The sequence below is a fragment of the Streptomyces sp. NPDC002324 genome (assembly GCF_053593335.1).
In genome coordinates, this window is sequence record NZ_JBSFCF010000016.1 from 133,000 (window position 1) to 157,423 (window position 24,424).

The 24,424-nt window shown below is 69.1% G+C and carries 14 protein-coding genes and 2 pseudogenes; 10 read left to right on the top strand and 6 right to left on the bottom strand.

Going from position 1 to position 24,424, the window contains the following annotated elements:
* Nucleotides 1–69 precede the first annotated feature (69 nt).
* Nucleotides 70–1,143: a lytic polysaccharide monooxygenase auxiliary activity family 9 protein gene (locus ACWCRJ_RS22100; RefSeq protein WP_450940870.1), complete on the bottom strand. Its 1,074-nt coding sequence runs from the start codon at nt 1,141–1,143 to the stop codon at nt 70–72.
* A 559-nt stretch (nt 1,144–1,702) separates the two neighbouring features.
* On the bottom strand, nt 1,703–2,191 hold the full coding sequence (locus tag ACWCRJ_RS22105; RefSeq protein ID WP_450940871.1) for a hypothetical protein: 489 nt from the start codon (nt 2,189–2,191) through the stop codon (nt 1,703–1,705).
* 744 nt (nt 2,192–2,935) lie between these two features.
* Here ACWCRJ_RS22105 and ACWCRJ_RS22110 point away from each other — a divergent pair.
* Both ACWCRJ_RS22110 and ACWCRJ_RS22115 read left to right on the top strand, forming a co-directional pair.
* The gene (locus tag ACWCRJ_RS22110) at nt 2,936–6,631 is read left to right on the top strand and encodes a S8 family peptidase (RefSeq protein WP_450940872.1); all 3,696 of its coding nucleotides are present in this window, start codon (nt 2,936–2,938) and stop codon (nt 6,629–6,631) included.
* Nucleotides 6,632–6,690: 59 nt separating this feature from the next.
* Entirely contained in the window at nt 6,691–7,707 is a 1,017-nt protein-coding gene (locus ACWCRJ_RS22115; protein WP_450940873.1) for a response regulator transcription factor, read from the top strand.
* Nucleotides 7,708–7,818: 111 nt separating this feature from the next.
* Here the strand turns inward: ACWCRJ_RS22115 and acnA are convergent, their stop codons facing one another.
* Nucleotides 7,819–10,536, bottom strand: coding sequence for an aconitate hydratase AcnA (gene acnA, locus ACWCRJ_RS22120; protein WP_450940874.1), 2,718 nt, complete (start codon nt 10,534–10,536; stop codon nt 7,819–7,821).
* Nucleotides 10,537–11,450: 914 nt separating this feature from the next.
* On the opposite strand from acnA, the gene ACWCRJ_RS22125 reads away from it, so the two are divergent.
* The 3 genes from ACWCRJ_RS22125 to ACWCRJ_RS22135 all read left to right on the top strand — a co-directional run bounded on the left by ACWCRJ_RS22125 (nt 11,451) and on the right by ACWCRJ_RS22135 (nt 14,160).
* The gene (locus tag ACWCRJ_RS22125; RefSeq protein ID WP_450940875.1) at nt 11,451–12,173 is read left to right on the top strand and encodes a VOC family protein; all 723 of its coding nucleotides are present in this window, start codon (nt 11,451–11,453) and stop codon (nt 12,171–12,173) included.
* Between the two features lie 144 nt (nt 12,174–12,317).
* Nucleotides 12,318–12,515, top strand: coding sequence for a DUF4236 domain-containing protein (locus tag ACWCRJ_RS22130; RefSeq protein WP_391004308.1), 198 nt, complete (start codon nt 12,318–12,320; stop codon nt 12,513–12,515).
* Nucleotides 12,516–12,630: 115 nt separating this feature from the next.
* Nucleotides 12,631–14,160 carry a helix-turn-helix domain-containing protein gene (locus tag ACWCRJ_RS22135; protein ID WP_046918944.1) on the top strand — a complete coding sequence of 510 codons (1,530 nt, stop codon included), beginning with the start codon at nt 12,631–12,633 and terminating at the stop codon, nt 14,158–14,160.
* 405 nt (nt 14,161–14,565) lie between these two features.
* Here ACWCRJ_RS22135 and ACWCRJ_RS22140 read toward each other — a convergent pair whose 3' ends face one another.
* Nucleotides 14,566–14,712 (bottom strand): hypothetical protein, encoded by a 147-nt coding sequence (locus ACWCRJ_RS22140; protein WP_450940876.1) that lies wholly within the window; start codon nt 14,710–14,712, stop codon nt 14,566–14,568.
* 39 nt (nt 14,713–14,751) lie between these two features.
* Here ACWCRJ_RS22140 and ACWCRJ_RS22145 point away from each other — a divergent pair.
* A pseudogene (locus ACWCRJ_RS22145) lies at nt 14,752–14,921 on the top strand (IS110 family transposase); the annotation flags it as partial.
* A gap of 195 nt (nt 14,922–15,116) precedes the next feature.
* Here ACWCRJ_RS22145 and ACWCRJ_RS22150 read toward each other — a convergent pair.
* Nucleotides 15,117–16,067 carry an AraC-like ligand-binding domain-containing protein gene (locus ACWCRJ_RS22150; protein WP_450940877.1) on the bottom strand — a complete coding sequence of 317 codons (951 nt, stop codon included), beginning with the start codon at nt 16,065–16,067 and terminating at the stop codon, nt 15,117–15,119.
* A 792-nt stretch (nt 16,068–16,859) separates the two neighbouring features.
* Between ACWCRJ_RS22150 and ACWCRJ_RS22155 the strand changes: the two genes are divergently transcribed.
* From ACWCRJ_RS22155 to ACWCRJ_RS22165, 3 genes and pseudogenes are all read left to right on the top strand, one after another.
* Complete coding sequence (locus ACWCRJ_RS22155) at nt 16,860–18,041, top strand: acyl-CoA dehydrogenase family protein (protein ID WP_450940878.1); 1,182 nt, start codon at nt 16,860–16,862, stop codon at nt 18,039–18,041.
* Nucleotides 18,038–18,529, top strand: a complete 492-nt coding sequence (locus tag ACWCRJ_RS22160) for a flavin reductase family protein (RefSeq protein ID WP_450940879.1) — start codon at nt 18,038–18,040, stop codon at nt 18,527–18,529. Before ACWCRJ_RS22155 ends, ACWCRJ_RS22160 begins: the two co-directional genes overlap by 4 nt.
* A 553-nt stretch (nt 18,530–19,082) precedes the next feature.
* Nucleotides 19,083–19,886, top strand: a pseudogene (locus ACWCRJ_RS22165) (IS5 family transposase).
* Here the strand turns inward: ACWCRJ_RS22165 and ACWCRJ_RS22170 are convergent.
* Nucleotides 19,858–20,193, bottom strand: coding sequence for an ankyrin repeat domain-containing protein (locus ACWCRJ_RS22170; RefSeq protein ID WP_450940880.1), 336 nt, complete (start codon nt 20,191–20,193; stop codon nt 19,858–19,860). The pseudogene ACWCRJ_RS22165 and the gene ACWCRJ_RS22170 overlap by 29 nt on opposite strands.
* 357 nt (nt 20,194–20,550) lie before the next feature.
* Here ACWCRJ_RS22170 and ACWCRJ_RS22175 point away from each other — a divergent pair, with 357 nt between their 5' ends.
* Nucleotides 20,551–23,544 (top strand): BTAD domain-containing putative transcriptional regulator, encoded by a 2,994-nt coding sequence (locus ACWCRJ_RS22175; RefSeq protein ID WP_450940881.1) that lies wholly within the window; start codon nt 20,551–20,553, stop codon nt 23,542–23,544.
* Nucleotides 23,545–24,424 lie beyond the last annotated feature (880 nt).

Sequence of the window (24,424 nt, forward strand, 5' to 3'; positions counted from 1 at the left end):
GCCCCGGCCGGACCGGCGGGGCGGCCCCGGTCCGCCCGAACGTGTGACCGTCCCCGCCGGATCGGACCCTCAGCCCACCCGGCAGGGCAGCGTGGTCGCGGGATCACCTCCCGACCCCTGCACCACATAGCCGAACGAGGCGGTCTCACCGGGATCCAGCTCCCCGTTCCAGTTGGCGTTGTGCACCATGACGTTCTGCCCGCTGTAGGTCGCGCTGCCGTTCCAGAGGCTGTCGACCCGTTGCCCGGACGGCAGGGTCCAGTCGACCATCCAGCCGAGCATCGGCACGTCACCGGTGTTGGTGACGACGACCTCGGACTGGTAGCCACCGGACCAGCTGCCCGTCGTACGCCGGGTGGCGGCGCACTCGCCCGGCACCGGCTCGCTGGGGTTGCCGGGCTGCTTGATGCCGGTCACCTCACCGTTGCCGCCGTCGAAGACGATGTCGGAGCAGGAGTAGAAGGTCTCCTGGCTGTCGGAGCGCTGCCACACCATGTAGACGAGGTGGCGGCCCGACTTGTTCGCGGGGAGCCGGCCCTGCCAGGAGTAGTTGGCCTCGACCGTGCCCGGACTGCCGGTCAGCGGCGGGTGGTCGACGCTCAGGAACGGCTGCGTCTCCAGGTCGTTCCAGGTGAGCGTCTTCGTCGGGTCGAAGCCGTCCTTGGTGATGTAGACGTAGAACCAGCCCGGGTGCGCCGCCCACGCGTTGTAGGAGAAGTCGATGGTCGCGCCGGAGGTCAGATGGGTCAACGGCCAGTCGGCGCTCGGGGTGTTGAACCCGGTGAAGTTGGTGTTGCCACCGCTGCACAGCTGCCCGTCGGGGACGAAGCCGCGGGTTCGGCCCGCGCCGTCCGAGCGGAGCACCGAGAACCAGTTGTAGAACGGGGTCGTCCCGCTCACCTGCTGTGCGGAACGACACGCCGGGTTGATCGGTTTGATCTCACCGGTGTCGGTCAGCCCGTCCTGCCAGCACAGGAAGGTGCGGCTGCCTGGTTTCATCGGGGTGCCGTGCGCCTCCGCCTTGCCGCTGCCGGCCGTGAGGACCAGGCCGAGCGCCGGGATCGTGGTCACGAGGGCGAGCAGGACGAGCAGGAGTGCCTGGTGGCGTCGGGGCAGCCTTAATCGTAAACTTGTCACGTGCATGACATAGTCTCCTTGCGTGTACGGCTTGGAGGTGGGGGGACGTGCGCGTGCCGGTGCGAAAGTGCGGGTGTGCGGTGCCGGTGCGGATACCGGTGTGCGGTGCCCGTGCGTGGATGAGTGGTGTGGGGTGGGAACGGGTCCGGGCACGGCGGGTTCCGGTCCGCCGCGCCCATATGGGAGCGCTCCCACCCCCACCTACTCCGGAAGCTAGCGCGGAGCGCCCCGCTTGTAAACGGCTGACGCGGCGTCATCCGATCGAACGGACCAGGACCGGCCCGTCTCTGGTGCCGCTCGGCGATCGGCTGGGTGGCGTCACGGTCGGAGCGGTCGCCACGCCGCGCGGTGCGGCCGCCGCCGGGTGACAACGACCGCGCACGCGGCCGTCACGGAGATCGAGCCCGACGATCTCGCCGTGGTCGTGGACGACGTACACGGTGTCGGTGTCGGGTCGGCCGGCTCACGCGGACGTCCGGCCATCGGCATCACCTCGGGGCCGCGGCGGAGAGCCATGCCCTCCGCGGCGACGGTGAGCCATGCCCTCCCTCGTGCGGGCCGGGTCTCACCCTTCACCTCTCCAGGGTCGTTCGGCCTGTCGGCGGACGGTGGTGAGCAGACGGCGGGTGAGTTTCACGTGCATGCCGGTGCCCAGGACGAGCAGGCGGTAGAGGGTGCCCGCCGGACCCGGGAAGGTGGCGCGGGTCTCGGCCCGGAGACGGATGCGGCCCGGGGCGGCCGGGTCAAGGCGGAAGGACCACGTGTAGGAGGAGAAGCGGTGGCGGCCCAGAAGGGTCAGCTCCCTGGACGGGATCGCGGTCACCGCCCGGAAGCCGGGGAATGTCGTCGAGCCCTCCACCGGCGGGCGTGGTCCGGACGCCGTGTGGTCGGCGCAGCCCACGAGCTTCGCGTAACGGACCACCTCGGGACGGGAGAAGGCCCAGTCGAGCGCCTCGGCCAGGGCCCACCAGACCTCCTCGGCGGCCGCCTCGATGAGGATCGTGTGCTCGTCGACGAAGGGCAGGTGGTCACGGCGGCGCATCGGTGCATCCATGAGGACAAGTCTTCGCCCTCCGGCCTCGGCATCGCCAGGGTGCCGGGCCGGCGAACGTTCGTGACGCCGGTTCGCGCGGTTCCCGGCTCACTCGCCCGGTATGCGCCTCCGCATGGCTTCCGGCGTGTCGTCGGCGTGTCGGAGTCGGCTCGCGGTGAGACGGCGTACCTCCCGGACGAGTTCGGCGAGGCCGCGCAGCCGCAGAAGACCTCCTCCAGGGGGAACGGCTCGGTCACGCAGTCGTCCGCGCCCGCCGGGAGTCCGTCGATACGGTGTTCCAGGCCCGCTCCGGCGGTGAGCACGACCACGGGCGGTCTCGGGTTCTCGTGGCGCGGCCGCGCGCGAGCCGCATGCTTGTCCGTCGGCCGCCGGACAGGCGCGCCGGCCGGCCTCCGTGACGGCCATGGACAGCAGTTCGGTGAGCCCGGGTTCTCGTCGTCGACGATGACACGGACTCGGCCGTTTCGGGACGCGGAGGGACAGTCATGTCCTGATCGTGTCGCCGTTGCCCGGGGAACCCTGTGTTCCGGCCGAGCCGGAGCCGTGCGACCTGGTCGGCGGGCATGGGCCGAACCCCCTACGGGGACGGAGGGAACTCGCCAACGACCCTGGCCGAAGAGGGCGTTGGCACGGACCGGCCACAGGAATCCCTTGAGCCCCGCTCGGTGCGCCACCCACTCTGATCACTGGCTTCCGCCGACCGGGCCGGAAGCGTTGTCAGTGTTCTGGGGAGGACGTCCACCCATGCGAAGACTCCACGCCCTCTGGGCCGTGGCCGGAACGACCGGACTGCTCGTGGCGGCGGTCACGCCCGCGACGGCCGGTCCCGACGGATCGGCCACCAAGACCGACGCGACCACGAGGACCGTCGTGGGAGCCGGCGCACAAGCCCGCGCCGGGACCACACAGACCGTCACCCTCCTCACCGGCGACACGGTGTCGCTCACCGCCGGTCCGGACGGCAAGAGCGCCGTCGACGTCCAACGCGGCAAGGGACGGGAGGCCGCCACCTTCCTGTCCACCGAACGCGACGGCGAGGTCAGCGTGTTGCCGGCGGACGCGATCCCGCTGGTACAGGCGGGCCGCCTCGATCCCGCGCTCTTCAACATCACCCAGCTGGTGAAGCAGGGGTACACGGACGCCGCCACCGGCACCACCCCCGTGATCGCGACATACACCAAGGGCAGTGCGACCCCTGACGGCGCACGCCGCACGCTCGCGCTCCCGGGGATCGACGGCGCCGCGCTGAGTGCGAAGAAGTCCACCGCCTTCTGGGCGGACATCGCCCCCGCGCTCGGCACCGAGCCCACCTCGAAGGCAGCACGGCGACTCGGCGACGGCATCGAGAAGATCTGGCTGGACGCCCAGGTGAAGCTGTCCCTCGACACGAGCGTCCCGCAGATCGGCGCGCCCGAGGTGTGGCAGTCGGGCTTCGACGGCAGGGGCGTCAAGGTCGCCGTCCTGGACACGGGCGTGGACACCGGCCACCCGGACCTGGCGGGGAAGCTCACGGAGACGAAGAGCTTCGTGCCGGACCAGACGGTGCAGGACGGCCACGGCCACGGAACCCATGTGGCGTCCACGGTCGCCGGCTCGGGCGCGGCCTCGGACGGCAAGTTCAAGGGCGTGGCGCCCGGTGCGGAGCTGCTCGTCGGCAAGGTACTGGCGAACAACGGCCGCGGTCAGACCTCCTGGATCCTCGACGGCATGGACTGGGCCGCGCGCTCCGGTGCGAAGATCGTCTCGATGTCGCTGGGCGGTGACGCGACCGGCCCCTCCGACGTGCTGAGTGAGACCGTGGACGAGCTGTCCGCGTCCACCGGCGCCCTCTTCGTAATCGCGGCCGGTAATGCCGGCCCGGCCGAGCGGACCCTCGGCACCCCGGGCATCGCGGACTCCGCGCTGACCGTGGGCGCGGTCGACGCGTCCGACAAGCTGGCCCCGTTCTCCAGCCGCGGCCCACGGCTCGGCGACTCGGCGGTCAAGCCGGAGATCACCGCGCCCGGTGTGGGGATCACGGCGGCCCGTTCCCCGGGGACCAGCATGCCGGGGAGCACGCACGTCGGCGACAGGTACACGAAGGTGAGCGGCACGTCGATGGCGACCCCGCATGTCTCGGGCGCCGCGGCACTGGTCGCGCAGGCGCATCCCGACTGGACGGGACAGCAGATCAAGCAGGCCCTGGCCACCACCGCCAGGACCAGCCCTGACGCCTCCGTGTTCGAGCAGGGCGACGGCCGCGTGGACGCCGTACGGGCCGTCGGGCAGGGCGTCTTCGCCACCCCGGCGCTCAGCTTCGGCACGTACGAGGACGACGACGCCGAGGCCGTGAGCAAGGACATCACGTACACCAACACCACCGACACGGCAGTGGAGTTGAAGCTGGCGTCGTCGCTCACCGAGGCCGCCCTGGGCGTGGATGTCCTGACCGTCCCGGCGAAGGGCACCGCCACCGTCACGGTCACGGTAGAGCCCGCTGAGGAGGCCGAGGGCCGGTACTCAGGTCACGTCACCGCCACCGCCGACGGCATTCAGGTCACCACGGCCGTCGGTTTCGAGAAACTGCCGAAGACCTACGACCTGAAGGTCTCGCTGGTCGACCGCGCCGGCCAGCCGTCGACCTCGGCCTCGCTCTTCATCCTGCAGGAGCTGAACGGCGCGTACCCGGACTCGCACGGGTTCCTCGGCCGCGGGTACACCTTCAAGGTGCCGGCCGGTACGTACTCCATGGCGACCTGGATATCGGAGCGGGACGCGGCCGGACTGCAGGTCGCCACCTCCGTCGTCGGTGATCCGGAGATCAAGGTCGACAAGGACACCGAGGTCGTCTTCGACGCCCGCAAGGCCGTCGAGATCAAGCCGAGGACGAAGGAGAACTCCGAGTTCCAGGGCTTCAGCACCAACTGGCACCGGGAAGGGCCCGGGACCGCCTTCGGGGCGACCTACGCCCAGAACTGGTGGACCGACCGCATCTATGTCGCCCCGACCGAGAAGGTCACCGAGGGCCTGTTCGAGTTCACCTCCAAGTTCCGTCTGTACGAGAAGGAGCTGACGGCGAGCGTCAGCAGCCCCGAGAAGTACCCGCTGCCCCTCGACTACTCGCAGGTGAGCGACGGCCTTCCGGCGAAGTTCAGCGGTGAGCGCACGGTGCGGGCGGTGGACGCCGGCAGTGGCACCGCGGCCGACTTCCAAGGGCTCGACGTCAAGGGCAAGGTGGCGGTCGTCCGGCTGTCCGCCGGGAAGACGGCGGACGAGGCGCTGGCCAACGCGACCAAGGCCGGGGCCGGTTACGTCATCGCGTACCAGGAGAAGCCGGGGTACTGGATCTCCTGGGTGGACAGCACGACGATCCCGCTGATGGTCGCCACCGGCGAGGACGGCGCGAAGCTTGGCGCGCTGCTGAAGAGCGGCAAGAAGGTCACGCTGAAGCTGGACGGCACCGCGGTCAGCCCGTACGTCTACAACGTGATGTTCCCGCAGACCGGCGCCATCTCGAAGAACCAGACGTACTCGCTGAACAGCTCCAACACCGTGAAGCAGAAGGTTCGTTACCACGCGAGCCGGGTCGGCGACGTCGGCAAGGACGCTGTCTACCGGTACCGCCCCTGGCAGTCGGCCTCCATCGAGACCGCCCAGAACGTCCCCCTCGGAACGACACGCACCGAGTACTACAACGTGGATCCCGACACCCGCATCTGGAACACCGTCATCCCGAACTGGCAGGCGGGCAGAGGCCAGTGGAACGACCTGCGGACCTTCGGCAAGGCGGGCAAGGCGCCCACCGAGGAGTGGCTGCGGCAGGTCGTCCGCCCGGCGACCAGCGAGCGGTACGGTCTCTCCCAGCGCACGGGCGACAAACTCGCCCTCAGGGTCCCGGAGCTGAGTGACGCGACACCGGGTCACTACGCGAGCGTCGACGGCGCTCAGGACACCGCGAAGGGCACGCTGTACGCGGACGGGAAGCTGGTCGGCAACAGCGCGCTCGGCGGCTACGGCACCTTCGACGTCCCGGCGGCGAAGGCCTCGTACCGCCTCGTGCTCGACGCGCAGCGCAAGGCCGACTGGGCCACGTACTCCACCAGCACCCACACCGAATGGTCCTTCGCGTCGGCGCACACGAACCAGCAGACCGCGCTGCCGCTGCTCTCCGTCGACTACGGCCTGGACGGACTCGACCTGCTCAACCAGGCGGATTCGAAGCGGAAGGCGAAGCTCGAACTCTCCGTGCGGGACCAGAAGTCGAGCGTCACGGCCCGTGAACTCAAGGCCTGGGTGTCGTACGACGACGGCGCGTCCTGGAATGAGGTGGAGGTCCGAGGCGGCAAGGCGAAACTCAAGCACCCGAAGGGCGCCGAGTTCGTGTCCCTGCGCGTACGGGCCGCCGACCGGGACGGCAACGCGGTCGACCAGACCGTGGTACGGGCCTTCGGCCTGAAGTAGACGGCGGCCCGGACCGGAACGACACCAGCCTTAACAAAGATCGTCTACCGTGCCGAGCCATGGTGAACACGGCATGTGACACGGCCGGACAGAACACGGCAGGACGCACCCCTGCCGCGAGCCCTTGGGCCGCGGTCGGGGTGTCCGCCTTCGAGGAACGGGTGTACCAGGCGATCCTCCATCAACCCGACGCCGGTGCGGCCGGCTGGGCCCTGCTGGCCGGCACCTCCCCCGCCCGGGTGCGCGAGGCCTGCAACCAGCTGCTCGGACTCGGGCTGCTCCAGCCCCCGGACTCCATGGGCGGGTTACGGGCGGTCGACCCACGGGTGGCGGTGCGCGGGCTGATCCGGCGGCGCGAGACGGAGTCCGAACTGCTCGCCGCCACCGCCGAGGAGATGGGCACCGCGTACGAGGCCGGCCTACTGCGGGAGGAACCCTCCCGGCTGATCGAGGTCGCCTCCGGCGAGGGCGCCATCGCGGCACGTCTGGAGGAGATGTACGCACGCGCCGAGCGGGAGGTGTGCCTTTTCGACACGCCGCCGTATCTCGCCCCGCCCGCACCGCAGGTGGATCTCCAGGCCGATCTGCTGCGCCGCGGGATCGTCTCTCGCGGGGTGTACGCGGCGACGGCCCTGGAGGACCCGAAGGTACTGTCCCGCACCTGGAAGATGGTGGAACTCGGTGAGCAGGCCCGAGTGCTGCCGTCCGTGCCCCTCAAACTACTGGTGGTCGACGGGTGCCGGGCGATGCTGCCACTGACCGCCTCGGCGGCGGGCGGCTACTGCGCCGTCGTGGTGTGGCACTCGGCGGTGACCGAAGCCCTGCAGAAGCTCTTCGAGATGGCCTGGCAGCAGGCCACGCCGCTCGGTCAGCCGACCGTCGACGGTGAACTCCTCGAAGGCGAAAGGGCGTTGATCCGGCTGCTGGCGGCCGGCATGAAGGACGAGGCGGTGGCCCGCCATCTGGGGGTGAGCCTTCGGACCCTGCGGCGCCGGGTGAGCGAGCTCCAGGAGCGGCTGGGGGCGGCGAGCAGGTTCCAGCTGGGGGTGAGGGCCGCCCAGCGGGGCTGGGTGTAGCGCCCGCACGCCCGAGGCGCCTTTCGCGGGCGACACGGTCGCACGCGGCACGGCGAAGGGCCGCATCCCCGTCACGCGGGGATGCGGCCCTCGACTGCCGTACCGGTCCGCCTACTTGCGGATCAGGCTGCGCAGCACGTACTGCATGATGCCGCCGTTGCGGTAGTAGTCGGCCTCACCGGGGGTGTCGATGCGGACGACCGCGTCGAACTCGACGCCCGTGTCGGTGGTGACCTTGACCGTGCGCGGGGTGGTGCCGTTGTTCAGCTCCTCGACGCCGGTGAAGGAGAAGGTCTCCTCGCCGGTGAGGCCGAGGGCGGAGGCCGAGGCACCCTCCGGGAACTGCAGCGGGAGGACGCCCATGCCGATGAGGTTCGAGCGGTGGATGCGCTCGTACGACTCGGCGATGACGGCCTTGACGCCGAGGAGGGCCGTGCCCTTGGCCGCCCAGTCACGGGACGAGCCGGAGCCGTACTCCTTGCCGGCCAGGATGACCAGCGGGATGCCCTGCTCGATGTAGTTGCGGGAGGCGTCGTAGATGAACGACACCGGACCGCCGTCCTGGGTGAAGTCGCGGGTGTAGCCGCCCTCGGTGCCCGGCGCGATCTGGTTGCGCAGGCGGATGTTGGCGAACGTGCCGCGGATCATGACCTCGTGGTTGCCCCGGCGCGAGCCGTAGCTGTTGAAGTCACGACGCTCGACACCGTGCTCCGTGAGGTACTTGCCTCCGGGGGTGTCGGCCTTGATCGCGCCGGCCGGGGAGATGTGGTCGGTGGTGACCGAGTCGCCCAGCTTGGCGAGGACGCGGGCGCCGGCGATGTCCGAGACCGGGGTGGTCTCCATCGTCATGCCCTCGAAGTACGGGGGCTTGCGGACGTAGGTCGACTGCGGGTCCCACTCGAAGGTGTCGCCCTCGGGGATGGACAGGGCCTGCCACTGGGCGTCGCCCGCGAAGACGTCGGAGTAGGACTTGGAGAACATGTCCTCGCCGATGGCGTTCGCCACGACGTCGTTGACCTCGGCCTCGGAGGGCCAGATGTCCTCCAGGTAGACCGGCTTGCCCTCCTGGTCCACACCGAGGGCGTCGCGCGTGATGTCCACCTTCATGGAGCCCGCGAGGGCGTACGCGACGACCAGCGGCGGGGAGGCCAGGTAGTTCATCTTGACGTCGGGGTTGATCCGGCCCTCGAAGTTGCGGTTGCCGGAGAGCACCGAGGTCACGGCCAGGTCGTGGTCGTTGACGGCCTTGGAGACCTCCTCCGGCAGCGGGCCGGAGTTGCCGATGCAGGTGGTGCAGCCGTAGCCGACGAGGTTGAAGCCGACCTTGTCGAGGTAGGGGGTCAGGCCCGCCTTGTCGAAGTAGTCGGTGACGACCTTGGAGCCCGGGGCGAGGGTGGTCTTGACCCACGGCTTGCGGGTCAGGCCCTTCTCCACGGCCTTCTTCGCGACGAGCGCGGCGGCGACCATGACGTACGGGTTCGAGGTGTTGGTGCAGGAGGTGATGGCCGCGACCGTCACCGCGCCGTGGTCGATCTCGTACGTCGAGCCGTCGGGGGCGGTCACGGTGACCGGGTTGGACGGGGCGCCGTTCGGGGCGACGGCCGGCGAGTCGGAGGCCGGGAAGGACTCCTTGCCGGACTCGTCCACGGAGTCGACGTAGTTGAGGACGTCCGCCTTGAACTGCTCGGCGGCGTTCGCGAGGACGATGCGGTCCTGCGGGCGCTTCGGGCCGGCGATGGAGGGGACGACCGTGGAGAGGTCGAGCTCCAGCTTCTCGGAGAAGTCGGGCTCGGCGGCCGGGTCGAGCCAGAGACCCTGCTGCTTGGCGTACGCCTCGACGAGCGCGAGCTGCTGCTCGCTGCGGCCCGTGAGCTTCAGGTACTTGATGGTCTCGCCGTCGATCGGGAAGATCGCCGCGGTCGAGCCGAACTCCGGCGACATGTTGCCGATGGTGGCGCGGTTGGCGAGCGAGGTGGCGGCCACGCCCTCGCCGTAGAACTCGACGAACTTGCCGACGACACCGTGCTTGCGGAGCATCTCGGTGATCGTGAGCACGAGGTCGGTGGCGGTGGTGCCGGGGGTCAGCTCACCGGTGAGCTTGAAGCCGACGACGCGCGGGATGAGCATGGAGACCGGCTGGCCGAGCATCGCGGCCTCGGCCTCGATGCCGCCGACGCCCCAGCCGAGCACACCGAGGCCGTTGACCATGGTGGTGTGCGAGTCGGTGCCGACGAGGGTGTCGGGGTACGCCTGGCCGTTACGGACCATGACCGTACGGGCCAGGTGCTCGATGTTCACCTGGTGGACGATGCCGGTGCCGGGGGGTACGACCTTGAAGTCGTCGAACGCGGTCTGGCCCCAGCGCAGGAACTGGTAGCGCTCCTTGTTGCGGCCGTACTCCAGCTCGACGTTCTGCGCGAAGGCCTCGTTGGTGCCGAACTTGTCGGCGATGACGGAGTGGTCGATGACCATCTCGGCCGGGGAGAGCGGGTTGACCTTCGCCGGGTCGCCGCCGAGCGCCTTCACGGCCTCACGCATGGTGGCGAGGTCCACCACACAGGGCACACCCGTGAAGTCCTGCATGATCACGCGGGCCGGGGTGAACTGGATCTCCTGGCTGGGCTGGGCCTGCGAGTCCCAGCCGCCGAGGGCACGGATGTGGTCGGCGGTGATGTTCGCGCCGTCCTCCGTGCGGAGCAGGTTCTCCAGCAGGACCTTGAGGCTGTAGGGCAGGCGAGCCGAGCCCTCCACCTTGTCCAGCCGGAAGATCTCGTACGACTCGTCGCCCACCTGCAGCGTGCTGCGGGCGTCGAAGCTGTTCGCCGACACGACAGTCTCCTTCATTCCATGTGCGCGTACCACCGCATCCTGCCGCCAGGCCCTCTTGGCCGATCCGCTAAGGTAAGGCTAAGTTAGGTACCCCTTACCGGGGTGGCGGCCGCAGTGCGCCTCGGCAGATATCTCGATGTCGAGATAACAGTAGTACATGGGCGCGGGCTGGTCATGCCCGGCCCGATGTGGCGTGCGCCAATCTCGACGGAACGAGGACGGGACGAGGGGGCGTGGGGGGCGATCACCGCTCGCCCCGACACGACGCCGGGCGTCTGTCCGTGCGTCCCGGGGGCGGTCGATTCGCGTCACGGGGGGCGTGGGCGGCCCGCCCGCGGACAGGCGGCCCGTCCGGGCCCAGGGGTCGTCGGTTCGTTCGCCCGCAGGGGGCGGCCCGGCCGCGCGGTTGATTTCCGGTCGCAGGGGGGCGGCTCGTCCGCCGACAGGCGGCCCGTCCGAGCCCAGGGGTCGTCGCTTCGTTCGCCCGCAGGGGGCGGCCCGTCCGCGCGGTTCCTTCCCTGCCGCAGGGGGCGGCAAGCCCGCCGACAGGCGGCCCGCCCGAGCCCAGGGTCGTCGCTTCGTCCGCCCGCAGGAGGGCGGCCCGTCCGCGCCGCACGCCGATCGGCCGCCTCGTACGAGGCGGCCCGTCCCCGCCGGACGGATCCGCCCGTCACCGCCGCACGGGCCGGCCCGCCACCGCACGGCCCGACCCCTTCGGCGCCCCACCCGCCAGCCCCTCCACCACCGCACGGGCCGGCCCGCCGCCACCCCGCCGGCGAGCCCGTCACGTCGCACCGCCGCGCTTGTATTTGCGTTGCACGGCGATTCCCGCGCTTCCTAGCATGGTGGGTCTCATGGGCACGGGGTCGAGCCCGGTGCGCGGCCGTGAGTCAGCGGATCGGAGATCCCCCGGCATGACCTCCCACCTCCACGCACTCTGCTTCGACGCGAACGACCCCGCCGGTCTGGCGCGCTTCTGGGCCGGCGTCCTGGGCTGGGAGACCGTCGACGATCCCTACGGCGCCCTCGCGCTCGCACCGGACGACGACACCGGCTTCCGGCTCCGCTTCCTGCCGAGCCAGGAGAAGAAGACCGTCCCGAACCAGATGCACTTCGACCTCACCAGCAAGTCCCTGGACGACCAGCGGCAGATCGTGGCGCGGGTGCTCGACCTCGGCGGCCGGCACATCGACATCGGCCAGCTCCCGGACGAGGAGCACGTGGTCCTCGCCGACCCCGAGGGCAACGAGTTCTGCGTCATCGAGCCGGGCAACACCTTCCTCGCCGACTGCGGCTTCATCGGCGCGCTCGCGAGCGACGGCTCGCAGGAGGCCGGGTACTTCTGGAGCCGGGCCCTCGGCTGGCCCCTGGTCTGGGACCAGAACGAGGAGACCGCGATCCGCGCGCCGCACGGCGGCCCGAAGGTCACCTGGGGCGGTCCGCCGCTGGCCCCGAAGGCGGGCAAGTACCGCCTCCACTTCGACCTCGCCCCACCCGCCGGCGGCGACCAGCGGGCGGAGGTCGACCGTCTCGTCTCCCTCGGCGCGACGCCCGTCGACATCGGCCAGGGCGACGTCGACTGGGTGGTGCTCGCCGACCCCGACGGCCACGAGTTCTGCCTACTGCCGCCCCGCTGACCCGCGCGGTCCGGGCGGGGCGCGCCACGGGCCTCGCCTGGCACCCGGGACCAACACCCCACACGGAACTCGCAGTTGCCCTCAAGTGGGAGGGATGCGAACCGCCGGGAGGGGTACCCGGTGTACATCGGGAAGGAGGCACACATGCCGCTCACGTTCCGCAAGAGTTTCCGCATCCTGCCGGGTGTGCGACTGAACATCAACAAGCGCTCCTGGTCCATCACCACCGGCGGCCACAACGGCCCGCGCCACACCCACAGCAGCACGGGGCGCCGTACGACCTCGATGGACCTGCCCGGTCCCTTCGGCTGGCGCCGCACACGCAGTGCCAGGCGTCACTGAGACCGCCGCCGTCGCCGCCGTACGACTGACGCCCCGTCACTCGAACGGCCTCTCGCCACAACTCCAACGGACCCCCCAAGAGGCGTGATCTCATATCTGAGATAACCTCGGCCGCATGGCAGACGACTACCTCGAACGCATCGGCAAGCTCATTCGTGACGCAAGGCAGCACCGTGGCTGGACGCAGTCACAGTTGGCGGAGGCGCTCGGCACGAGTCAGAGCGCGGTGAATCGTATCGAGCGCGGTAATCAAAACATCAGCCTTGAGATGATCGCCCGAATCGGTGAAGCCCTGGACAGCGAGATCGTCTCGCTGGGATACGCGGGTCCGATGCATCTGCGGGTGGTCGGCGGTCGCCGTCTGTCCGGTGCGATCGATGTGAAGACCAGCAAGAACGCGTGTGTCGCGCTGCTGTGCGCCTCCTTGTTGAACAAGGGGCGCACAGTGCTGCGCAGGGTGGCCCGCATCGAGGAGGTGTACCGCCTTCTGGAGGTGCTCGGCTCCATCGGCGTACGCACCCGGTGGATCAACGGCGGTGTGGACCTGGAGATCGTGCCGCCGGCCGAACTGGACCTGGCGGCCATCGACGCCGAGGCGGCCCGCCGCACCCGCTCGATCATCATGTTCCTCGGCCCGCTGCTGCACCGCATGGATCACTTCACACTGCCGTACGCGGGCGGTTGCGACCTCGGGACGCGGACGATCGAGCCGCACATGATCGCGCTGCGCCGCTTCGGCCTGGACATCACCGCCACCGAGGGGCTGTACCACGCCGAGGTGGACCGGTCCGTCACCCCCGGCCGGCCGATCGTACTGACCGAGCGCGGTGACACGGTGACCGAGAACGCGCTGCTGGCCGCCGCCCGCCACGACGGCGTGACCGTCATCCGCAACGCCTCCTCCAACTACATGGTCCAGGACCTCTGCTTCTTCCTGGAGGCGCTCGGCGTACGGGTGGAGGGCATCGGCACCACCACCCTCACCGTGCACGGGGTGCCGCACCTCGACGTGGACGTCGACTACTCGCCCTCCGAGGACCCGGTCGAGGCGATGAGCCTGCTGGCCGCCGCCGTGGTCACCGAGTCCGAACTGACCGTGCGCCGGGTGCCGATCGAGTTCCTGGAGATCGAGCTGGCGGTCCTGGAGGAGATGGGTCTCGACCACGACCGCTCGGCGGAGTACGTCGCCGACAACGGCCGTACGCGGCTGGTGGACCTCACCGTCCGTCCGTCGAAACTCCAGGCGCCGCTCGACAAGATCCACCCCATGCCGTTCCCCGGCCTGAACATCGACAACGTCCCGTTCTTCGCGGCCATCGCCGCGGCCGCGCAGGGCCAGACCCTGATCCACGACTGGGTCTACGACAACCGCGCGATCTATCTGACCGACCTCAACCGCCTCGGCGGCCGCCTCCAACTCCTCGACCCGCACCGGGTGCTGGTCGAGGGCCCCACCCGCTGGCGCGCCGCCGAGATGATGTGCCCGCCGGCCCTGCGTCCGGCCGTGGTCGTCCTGCTGGCGATGATGGCCGCCGAGGGCACGTCGGTCCTGCGCAACGTCTATGTCATCAACCGGGGTTACGAGGATCTGGCGGAGCGCCTGAACACGGTGGGCGCGCAGATCGAGATCTTCCGGGACATCTGAGCGACGCTGGCGCCGTGCCCTCAAAAGCAAGGGGCACGGCACCTCAACATGCCAGATGACCTGCGGATACTCGCCTTCACGACCCTCCACTGATCACCATTGCCCTTCAGCACCTTGTGCAACGCCCATGCAAGATGATCTTGAATGGTTGACGATACGTCAGAGCTACCTGAGTACCCGCCGGCCCTTATGCAAAGGGTGTCCCCGAAGTGGTCTCGCAACGTCCGCCGCGGTCGTGTCACGCCGACCGCGTCTGGTCGACCATCGGCACCCACGGCGAAGAGAACAGGCACGGGGAGCACATAAGCGTCCGGTGGATTCGCAGTTTCGACCCGGACGTCGGTGATCGCGGAAGGACAGCAGTCGTTCGACGCGTCGGTCGGCGACCGGGCCGTGCGGGGGTGGTCACGAGCGGCCGTCACCCTGCCCGATCGCCGCCGCGTCGGGGGCCGCCACCACGCTGATCGACGTCGTGGCACCTGGCGTTGCCGAAGTGACCTTCACCGAAGCGGCACCGTTCTGCCGCTGCCGACCGAGCAGCACCGCGGACACCGAGGCCGCTGTTGTCACTGACCAGCCTCGACGCCGACGTTCGCCGCCCTGCACGACCCCGCCTCCCGCATCTACTACGAAAAATGCCGAGCGCGCGGAAAGACCCACACCCAAGCCCTCCTCCGCCTGGCCCGCCAGCGGATCAACATGCTGTTCGCGATGCTCCGCGACGGCACCTTTACGAGCCCCGAACCCCACGCCTCGCTTGACGAAAGACATAGAGGCACCCCCCTCCGCATGCGCAGGACCTCCGACAGCGCCCATCCCTTGGGCCCGCTGTGCCTCGTGGCCCTCATGCGGGGACGAGGGAGCGCACCGTCCCGGGTCTCGGCGGTGGCTGACGCAGAGCACGGCAACGGAGTACCCGTCAGAGGTCGCTGCGTCGCTCCGGAACACCTGCTACGTCACTCACGGGCCGCGCGCGCCTCCCGGGGACTCATGCCGTAGGACGCCTTGAAGGCGTGGCTGAAGTGGGCCGGGTCCGTGAACCCCCAGCGCGCGCCGATGGCGCCGACCGGAAGGTGGTCCAGGGCCGGGTCGGTGAGGTCGCGCCGGCACCGGACGAGGCGGTGTTCCCGGATCCAGCCCGAGACCGTGTGCCCCTGTGCGGCAAGCAACTTGTACAGGTAGCGACGGGAGATGCGGTGGGCTGCCGCGATCCTCTCGGGACTGAGGCCGGGGTCGGCGAGCCGCTGCTCCATGTAGATGAGGATGCGCTGGGTGAGCAGGCCCGGACCGTCGTGTCCGACTGCCGGGCCCCCGCCGGCGTGCTCCGCGAGCATGGTGCCGATGAGGCCGACCACGTTGTCGGCGAGCCGGGACGTGCCGCGTTCCTCCAGGTGTTCCATCTGCCGTGCCAGCTCGTAGAGAAAGGGGCGCACGACCAGGCCGAGCCCGTCGTGGCACGAGACCGGAGTCGCCGCGACCCGCGCCAGATCGCGTTCCGACAACTGCAGCATGGGGCGCGGGAACATCACCACGAGGCCGCTGTGGGGCTGGTCGAGGTCGTAGGTGAAGGGACTGCGGGTGTCGTAGATCACCAACTCACCGGGGCCGACCTGGGCTTGGCGGTCCCTCTGGGTGAGTACACCGTGCCCGGTGAGCTGCAGTGTGACCTGGAAGAAGTCGGGCGCGTCGGATGCGATGTGCCGCCGAGTGCGCGCGACAGTGTGCGGTTCGGCCGTGATGGCCGAGAACTGGACCGGGCCGAGCTGTGCGGACCGCAGTGAGGCACGGAAGTCGGCACACGCGCGCGGCAGAACCTCCAGGGGCACGAGGTTCTGGCTGACGGCTTCCCGCCAGCTCTCCAGTCGTCGGGTGGTGTCGCCGTCGTCCGGCGTCGTCATCCGGGGCATGCGGCTCCCCTCACGGCGGATACTGCCCCCGAGGAGCCGTGCTCGGCCAGCCCGCTCCTTTACCCGGAGTTTAGATCCCAGCGAGCGATCCCGAACCGCGAGTGTCGGGGATCACACTGCCGCCGTGCCGCCGTGATCGGTACGCATGCCTGGAGACCGCAGCCGAGAGGACGGCCCCCATCGCCGCCGCCCGAGCGGTTCTCAATCAGCCAAATACCCGGGCTCACAAAAGCAAGCGGGACAGGCTACCTCGCACCGACCATTCGGGGCAGTGAGCAGGAGGACATCGGCGAGGTCCGTGCAGGACGAGCACGACCACACCCACCCCCGGCCGACTGGAACGTCGCTGCGGTCCCACCCTTCAGGCCGCCGTGACCGCTTTCCGCACACGGCCCTGCCGCCTGGCGAGCCCACACGTCTGGAGGAACGCATGAACGCCACCGAGGCGCTTGCTCCGGCGCAGTCCGTACCCCGGAGCCTGCCCCGCGTATCCGCCAGGGCTGCCCTGCGTACGCCCTCCGGCCGCTCTTTCGCGGAGGGCCGGCCCGTCTGCGGGCCGACTCTGCCCGGCTGAGCGGCTCTCGACGCACAACGGCTCGACCGGACACGCCGACGACGGCTCGACCGGGCGTGCCGAAGACGGCCGGCAAGGCCACCGCGTCCCGGCAGGAACGCGATGCGAGAGCCCGCGGACAGGACGCGGGACGCAGGACGCAGGACGCAGGACGCAGGACGCGAACAACGAGTACCCGACGAGCAGGAGACCCGCTCGTCCGAACGAGGAGACGCATCATGACGACATTGTTCGAGACCGCTCCGCCGCTGGACCGGGAATCCGACGACAGCCTGCTCGGCCGCGTCTGCGGACTTCTGCCCGAGATCGCGGCGCGCTCCGCCGAGGCCGAGGCCGCTCGGGCGGTCCCCGCGGAGATCATCGCCGCGCTGCGCGAGGCCGGGGTGTTCCGGATGGCCCTGCCCAAGGCCTGGGGCGGCGAGCAGATGGACCTCGTGGAGGCCGCTCGTGTGATCCGGGAGATCTCACGGGCCGACGGTTCGGCCGGCTGGACCGTCCAGGCGGCATCGATGGCCTGGTTCTTCGTACGGTCGCTGCCCCAGGAGACACTGGCGAACGAGGTCTTCGGCGACGGCGCCGACCTGATGCTCCGCGGGGCGATCGCCCCGAAGGGGAAGGCGACGCCGGTGGAGGGCGGCTACCGGCTCAGTGGCCGCTGGCCACTGGCCAGCGGTTCCTTCACCCCGGACTGGATGCTCGCCGGCTTCGTGGTCGAGGATGCGTCCCCGCGGCCGGAAGGCCCCCCGGAGATGCGCGTCGCGCTGATCCGTCCCGAGCAGGTCACCTTCCTCGACACCTGGGACGCGGTGGGCCTGCGGGCCACGCAGAGCACCGACTTCACCATGGACGGCGTCTTCGTTCCCGAGCACTTCACCGGCCCGCTGATGGGCGCCAACAACATCCCCGCCCCCTTCTACGACCTGCCGTACTCGCCGACCGGCGCCTCGCACGACGCCGTCATCCTCGGCTGTCTGCAAGGCGCGCTCGACGATCTCGCCGAGCTCGCCGCCACCAAGCGGCCGGCGTTCGATCCGAGGGTGCTCATCGGCGAGGATCCGGTGTTCCAGGAGCGTTTCGCCGAACTGCACGTGCGCACGGCGGCGCTGACGGCCCTGTCGGAGAGCACCGGCCGTATCGTGATGGGCCGGATCCTCGCGGGCGAGCAGCCCACCCCCACCGAGTGGTTCGCCTTCACCGGTGGCGTCGAGTACATCCACGACGAGGGCATCCGCATCCTCAACGAGATCATGACGCTGTCGGGCAGCTCCGGGCTCTACAGCTCCAACCCGATGCAGCGTCGCTGGCGCGACGTCCGCTGCGTCTCCCAGCACGTGGCCGGCAACAACGGCTCGATGCGGAAGCTGGGCGCGGTCCTGTCGGGGCAGGAGGGCGTCCGATGAGCCTGCTGGACACGACGATGGATCCCCTCGAGCTGCGTCGGGCCTTCGGCTGCTTCCCCTCCGGGGTCACAGCCCTGTGCACACTGGGTTCCGGCTCGCCGGTAGGCATGGTCGCCAGCACCTTCACCCCGGTCTCGCTGTCACCCGCCCTGGTCTCGGTCTGTGTGCAGGACGGCTCGGCGACGTGGCCCAGGTTGCGCGAGGGGGGCCGCCTGGGCGTGAGCGTGCTCACCGAGGGACAGGACACGGTCTGCCGGTCGCTGGCCGCCAAGGACGGGGACCGGTTCGCGGGCGTCGAGTGGGAAGCCGCCGAAAGCGGCAGCGTGTACATCCACGGGGCCAGCCTCTGGCTGGACTGCTCGGTGTACGCCGAGCTTCCCGGGGGCGACCACACGATCGCCCTGCTCGAGGTCCACGGCCTGAGGGCCGAACACGACAGGGCCCCGCTGGTGTTCCACGGCAGCCGGTTCCGGCAGCTGGCCGCCTGACGGCCGTCAGCCGGCGCGGGAGCACCTGGTCCCCTCCACGCTCGTGAAGGGGGCGGGAGCCCCGCGCCGGAACCATCCTGCGCGCACGTCCTCGAAACCGCCGCGCCGCTTCGTCCTGACCATCGACCAGTCAGCGACTGGTGCAAGCTCCTTGGGAAATTCCGCGCCATAGGGACGGCGGTACGGCCCGACCCGACACCTGCCATGGACGTCGTGGGCCCCGTCCGGCGCATCGAGGCACTGCTGACCGCGCCGGAACTCGACGCCCTCGTACGACTCCGGCACGCAGAGGGCCCGGTGATCGCCCGTCGGCTCGCCGAGACCCTGGGCCGATCCCACGCGGCCGTCAGCGAGACGCCTGCCCTGCCGGAGCAGCGCGGCTTCGTCGAGCGCCGCCCCAGCTCTGCCAAGGGCCACGCCGCCCCGGTCACGTCACACCGGGTCTCTTCCGGGACATCTGATCGGCGGAGTGTCGTGCCCCTAGAAGGTGAGGGGCACGACACTCCTAAGAGGTCATCTCATTTGGCTGGGTAAGCTGGCGGTCGTGGTGAGGATCGTTGAGCGGCTGGTGCCGGATGAGTTGTGGGAGCTGTTCCAGCGGGTGGTTCCGGAGGCGCCGTCGCGGCCCCAGGGTGGGGGCCGGCGGAGGCATGGTGACCGCGAAGTGCTTGCCGCGATCGTCTTCGTGGCGACCTCGGGCTGCACGTGGCAGCAGTTGCCGACCGCGTCGTTCGGGCCGTCCGGCGCGACGGCTCACCGACGCTTCACCGAGTGGACGAAGGCCAGGGTGTGGGCCAAGCTCCACCGCCTGGTGCTTGACGAGCTCGGGTCCCGTGGCGAACTGGACTGGTCTCGGTGTGCGATCGACTCGGTGAACATGCGCGCCCCGAAAAGGGGGACCTGACAGGTCCGAATCCTGTAGACCGGGGCAAGTACGGCTCAAAGATCCACTTGATTACCGAGCGGACCGGTCTGCCCCTGTCCTTGGGGATCTCGGGTGCCATCGTCCATGACAGCCAGGCCCTGATCCCGCTCATGAAGGGCATACCGCCGGTCCGGTCCCGCCGGGGCCCCGGCGTCGTAAGCCCGGCAAGCTCCATGCCGACAAGGGCTATGACTATGCCCACCTGCGGCGATGGTTATGCTGCCGAGGCATCCGGCACCGCATCGCATCGCCCGCAGGGGAGTTGAGACCTCCCAGCGGCTGGGACGACACCGTTGGACGATCGAACGCACCATGTCCTGGCTCGCCGGCTGCCGCCGCCTCCACCGTCGTCATGAGCGCAAGGCCGAGCATTTCCTCGCCTTCACGAGTATCGCCTGCACCCTCATCTGTTACCGGCGGCTCGGCCCCTGATGTGGGCCCGCAGCAGCTTCACCGCCAAGTCGTGGCCGTAGTGCTTGGCCATGTCCATGGGGGTGCGACCGTCTGGATCGGCGAGCTCCGGGTCAGCCCCGAAGGCCAGCAGCACAGCAGTGGTGTGCACGGTCAACGGTTGACCGCTCTGCAGGGAGCCATCACCCTCGGCGTCGATTGCGTGCGTCAGCAGCGTCATGTTGCTGAAGACCTCATCAGGATCGGTACCGTCGGCCAGCAATCGGGCCAGGGTCTCCACATCCTCGTGCTCGACCGCGTGATGCGCGGGTGTCCAGTCGTCGCTCACCAAGGCATTCAACCGCCACCACAGCACGTCTGCCAGCGACTATCTACACAATTATCCACCAATTGAGATGACGTCTAAGGGCGTATGCGGCAGCGCTTCGCGCTGGGCATGCGCCCACCCTTGACCGCCCTGACCAGCCCTGATGGTCGGCGACTATCGAGCGGCCCGAAGATCCTGGCGTGGGGCGAGGACTACGCGCGCATCATTTTTCGGCACTACAATCCCCACACGCTTGTGTGGACGCTCCCCTGCGGAGCTTGGCGCCGTATTGGGGGATCAGTGCCAGAAAGTGCTTCAGATCAAGGCGTAAACTTCCGCATACTCGGATCGCTGGAGTGTTCTCTGCATGGTGCTCCAGTGCGATTGCGCGGGAGGTTGCAGGAACGTCTTCTGGCGTACCTTCTGCTGCGGCGCAATCAGGTAGTCCCCCTGGACCGCCTGGTGGAGATAGTCTGGGGCGAGGCTCACCCCGAGACAGCCCTGAACCAGATTCGCAAGATGGTCTCCGACCTACGCAAGCGATTGCCGCCGCTGAAGAGGCTACTCACCGTAGCAGGGACGGGTTATCGCCTCACCCTCGCCGACGACTGCCTGGATCTTGGCCTGTTCGAGACCGGCACCAGTCTCGCGCGTGAGGCATTGCGGCTGGGCCAGCGACACCAGGCACTGGACCATCTGCGGAGCGCTCTGGCCTTGTGGCGGGGCCCCATCCTCGACGAATCCGGCGGCCAGCTGCTGCACGCAATCACCGCCGGGCTGGAGGAACGCCACGTCGCCGCGCTGGAGCAGTTCTTCGACATCCACCTCACACTGGGGCGGTCCGACATCGTGCTCAACGAGCTGCGCGAAGCGGTCGTCCGCAACCCCGCACGGGAGACGCTGCGCGGGCAGTTGATGCTCGCCCTGTACCGGGCCGACCGGCAAAGTGACGCCCTGGACGAATATCACCGGCTGCGCCAGGCTCTCGACGAGAGCCACGCGATCGAGCCCGGTCCCGGAATCGCCATGCTGTACCAGCGCATTTTGCGTGGTGACCCCGACCTGAACCCTGCTGTTGCCGCGGACCGCACCGCGACCGTTGTGCGGTCCGCTCCGGTGAATACCCTCCCGTACGACCTGCCGGACTTCACCGGTAGGGAGCAGGCCCTCAAGGTCCTCCGGACCGTGGGTTCGGAGGGCTTGACCACATCCGGTTTACCCGGAGGAGACACCCTGCGGGCGGGGGCTCCGCGTATCGTCGCGATCGATGGCATGGGTGGTTCGGGCAAGTCGGCCCTCGCCATTCATGCCGCCCACCAGCTCTCCGCGCACTATCCCGACGGACAGCTCTACCTCGATCTGCAGGGCTTCACCCCTGGCGCCCGCGTCATACCGGCGCACGAGGCGCTGGCGATCCTGCTGGGCTCGATCGGCCTCACCGAAGAGGAGCTTCCGACAAACTCGCATATCAGGGCGGCACGTTGGCGATCGGTGACAAGCCGAAGGCGCTTGCTGCTGGTGCTAGACAACGCGGTGAGTGCGGCGCAGGTGCGAGAGCTGCTGCCGCACTCCAACGAAAGCCTGGTGATCGTCACCAGTCGGCGACGGCTCCCTGAGCTCGACGGCGCGGTCGCGATCTCGCCTGGCATGCTCTCGCCCGCTGAAAGCATCGCCCTCCTCGAAAGCGTCATCGGGCCGGGCCGTGTACAGGCTGAGATAGATGAGGCCCACCGTATCGCCGTACTCTGCGGTAGTTTGCCGCTCGCTCTGCGTATCTGCGCGGCGCGGCTGCAGCACCGGACCTACCTGAGCCTGAAGCAGCTGGCCGACCGACTGGCCGAGCAGTCGCGGACGATCGAGGAACTCTCTTCCGGCGACAGGAGCCTGAGTGCCTGTCTGAGTACCTCGTACGAGGCACTCGACGTTCCTTACCGCACTGCGCTAACCCGTCTCGGGAGCATGCCCGTGCCGGAGTTCGACAGCCACACTGCCGCAGCCGTGCTCGGCAAAAGCCTGATGAGCACAGAATCGGTCCTGGAGGGACTCCTCGACGTCCACCTTCTCCAACAGCGCGCGCAGGGCCGTTACTCCTTTCACGATCTGGTCCGGGCTTTCGCTCTCACCTCGCCGTCGGAGGAGGACAAGTCCGACACGAACGCTGCTCTGGTGCGCCTGCTAGAACACCACGTCCGCGTCGGCGATCTTGCCTGCGCTCACCTGTTCCCCGGGCGGGCCGGGCATGCAGAGGTGGTTGGAGACCGGCTGAACAAGATGCCCGCCATCGTGGACGCCCAATCGGCACTCACCTGGTTCGCTACCGAACAGCGCGGCCTGCTGGCCGCGCTGCGGGCCGGCGCGGCCGCTGCCCTGTACGCCCTGACCAGCCGGAGCGCCCGCAATCTGGTGTTCTTTTTGCATATGCGCGGAATGGCGAAGTGGTTGCAGGAGAGTGCGGCCATCGGTCTGGCGGCGGCCCGTTCACTGAACGACGAATCTCTGGTCAGGATGAGTCTGACCAATATGGGAGTCGCCCTATGGAGGTCCGGCCGGTTCGACGCGGCGACGCTTCATCTGCAAGAGGCACTCGCCCTTGCCGAGACCGCCTCGGACGTTCCCGGACAGGTGGGCATTCTCAATCGGCTCAGTGCCTGCTACGAGCGGATGGGTCGCTACTGCGAGGGGGAGCGGGTACTGGAGCGCTCCCTGCTTCTACTGCGTGAGCATCCGGCCCCGCAAGAAGAGGCTACGGCACGGGCCTCGTTGAGCGTCCTCTACGCGATCAGGGGCCAGTTCGCGGGCGCCCGTTCCCAGGCCGAGTCAGCACTGCGGCTTGGCACTTCGGTCGATACGAACACCCGCATCAATCTGCTAAATGCCCTGGCCAGTGCCTTGACAGGCCAAGGCGAACCGGATGCGGCCCGTCGCCCGCTCACCGATGCCCTGGAACTCGACCGGAGCATAGGCGGCACCCAAGCGGGGGTCCACTCGCTGGTGCTGCTAGCCGAGGCTCACCTAGCCTTGGGTGATACGCAAAAGGCATTGGAGAATGTGGAGGAGGCACTTATCCGCCTCGACGGCGGAAGCCGCCCCTCGATCCACTCGTGCGCGGCGCTGCGGACAGCTGCTCAGGTGCATCTGCGGCTCGATGACGCCGAACAAGCTGGAGCCGCCTACAGTTCGGCCCTTGAGTTCGCGGAAGCGACAGGGTATCCGCTGGAGATCGCCCGTGCCCACGATGGGCTCGCGGACGTCGCGAGGGTGCAGGGTCATCACGAATCATCCGAGCAGCACGCGGCGGTGGCGATGACGATCCTCCGTGACCTTGGGCTGACAGCTTCGCCATCCCCCGCTAGCAGCTGCCTACATGCGTGACAGTCCGACGGGGAGCCGACCCGCACGGACGAAGGCGGTACTGGGCACATCTGGACTCCACGGCGGCCAGCCTATCGTCCAGTTGCACAGTGCAGAGGAGCAGAGCCATGAACGAATCGCACACGGAGGGCGATCGCAGAGACTGGACAGACGAAGCGTTGCCCCGGCTGGGGCCCCTAACCGGACGCCCACGCGGCCCGGACGTGCGGGACTGCCCGTGTTCAGCCGACAAGGTCCGCCGCGAGCTCCCCAGGCTTTCCCCCGGAGGCCAATGGGTCCAGATCGCCGTGCGTGTGAACGACGATGATATTCCCCCACCTAAGGTTCATGGTCGTCCCCAAGGGGATCGAGGAGTTGTTCCTCCATGACCAGGGGGACGTCACAGCTCCCGGGCCGCCCGGCAGTCAGCCGGTCTTCAGGGACGGGGCGGACGGTCAAGGATGAGCGCAGCTCATCGCGGTAGCGACGACGCCAGGCGTCCTTCAGAGGCCGTCGCGGCCCGCACACTCCGAGATCCCACCCCGGACGCCGTCGCCATCCCGTGGTTCCCCTGGAGACGCAGACGCTGATGTGGGGGAATTACTCGATCGTCGACATGTTGGCCCAGCGGTTCTCGAAGTACATCGCCTTCAGGGATTGAACCCGCGCGGTGAGGCCACCCGCGTGGTGCTCCCGCCCCTGCTCTGTGCTTCGATCGGACCTACTCCGGCCAAGGCGGCGTCCGCGCTCGCGGAGAGGAGAGCGCCCACGGCCGGAACAAGGAGCCTGTGCGCCAACAGTGCGTCGATCGCGCAGGCGACCTCATCGACCGAGGCACGAAGCTCCTTGGCCAGAGCCCGCTTCGGGTCGCCTCGGTGATACCAAATGGCGCCGCCGTAGT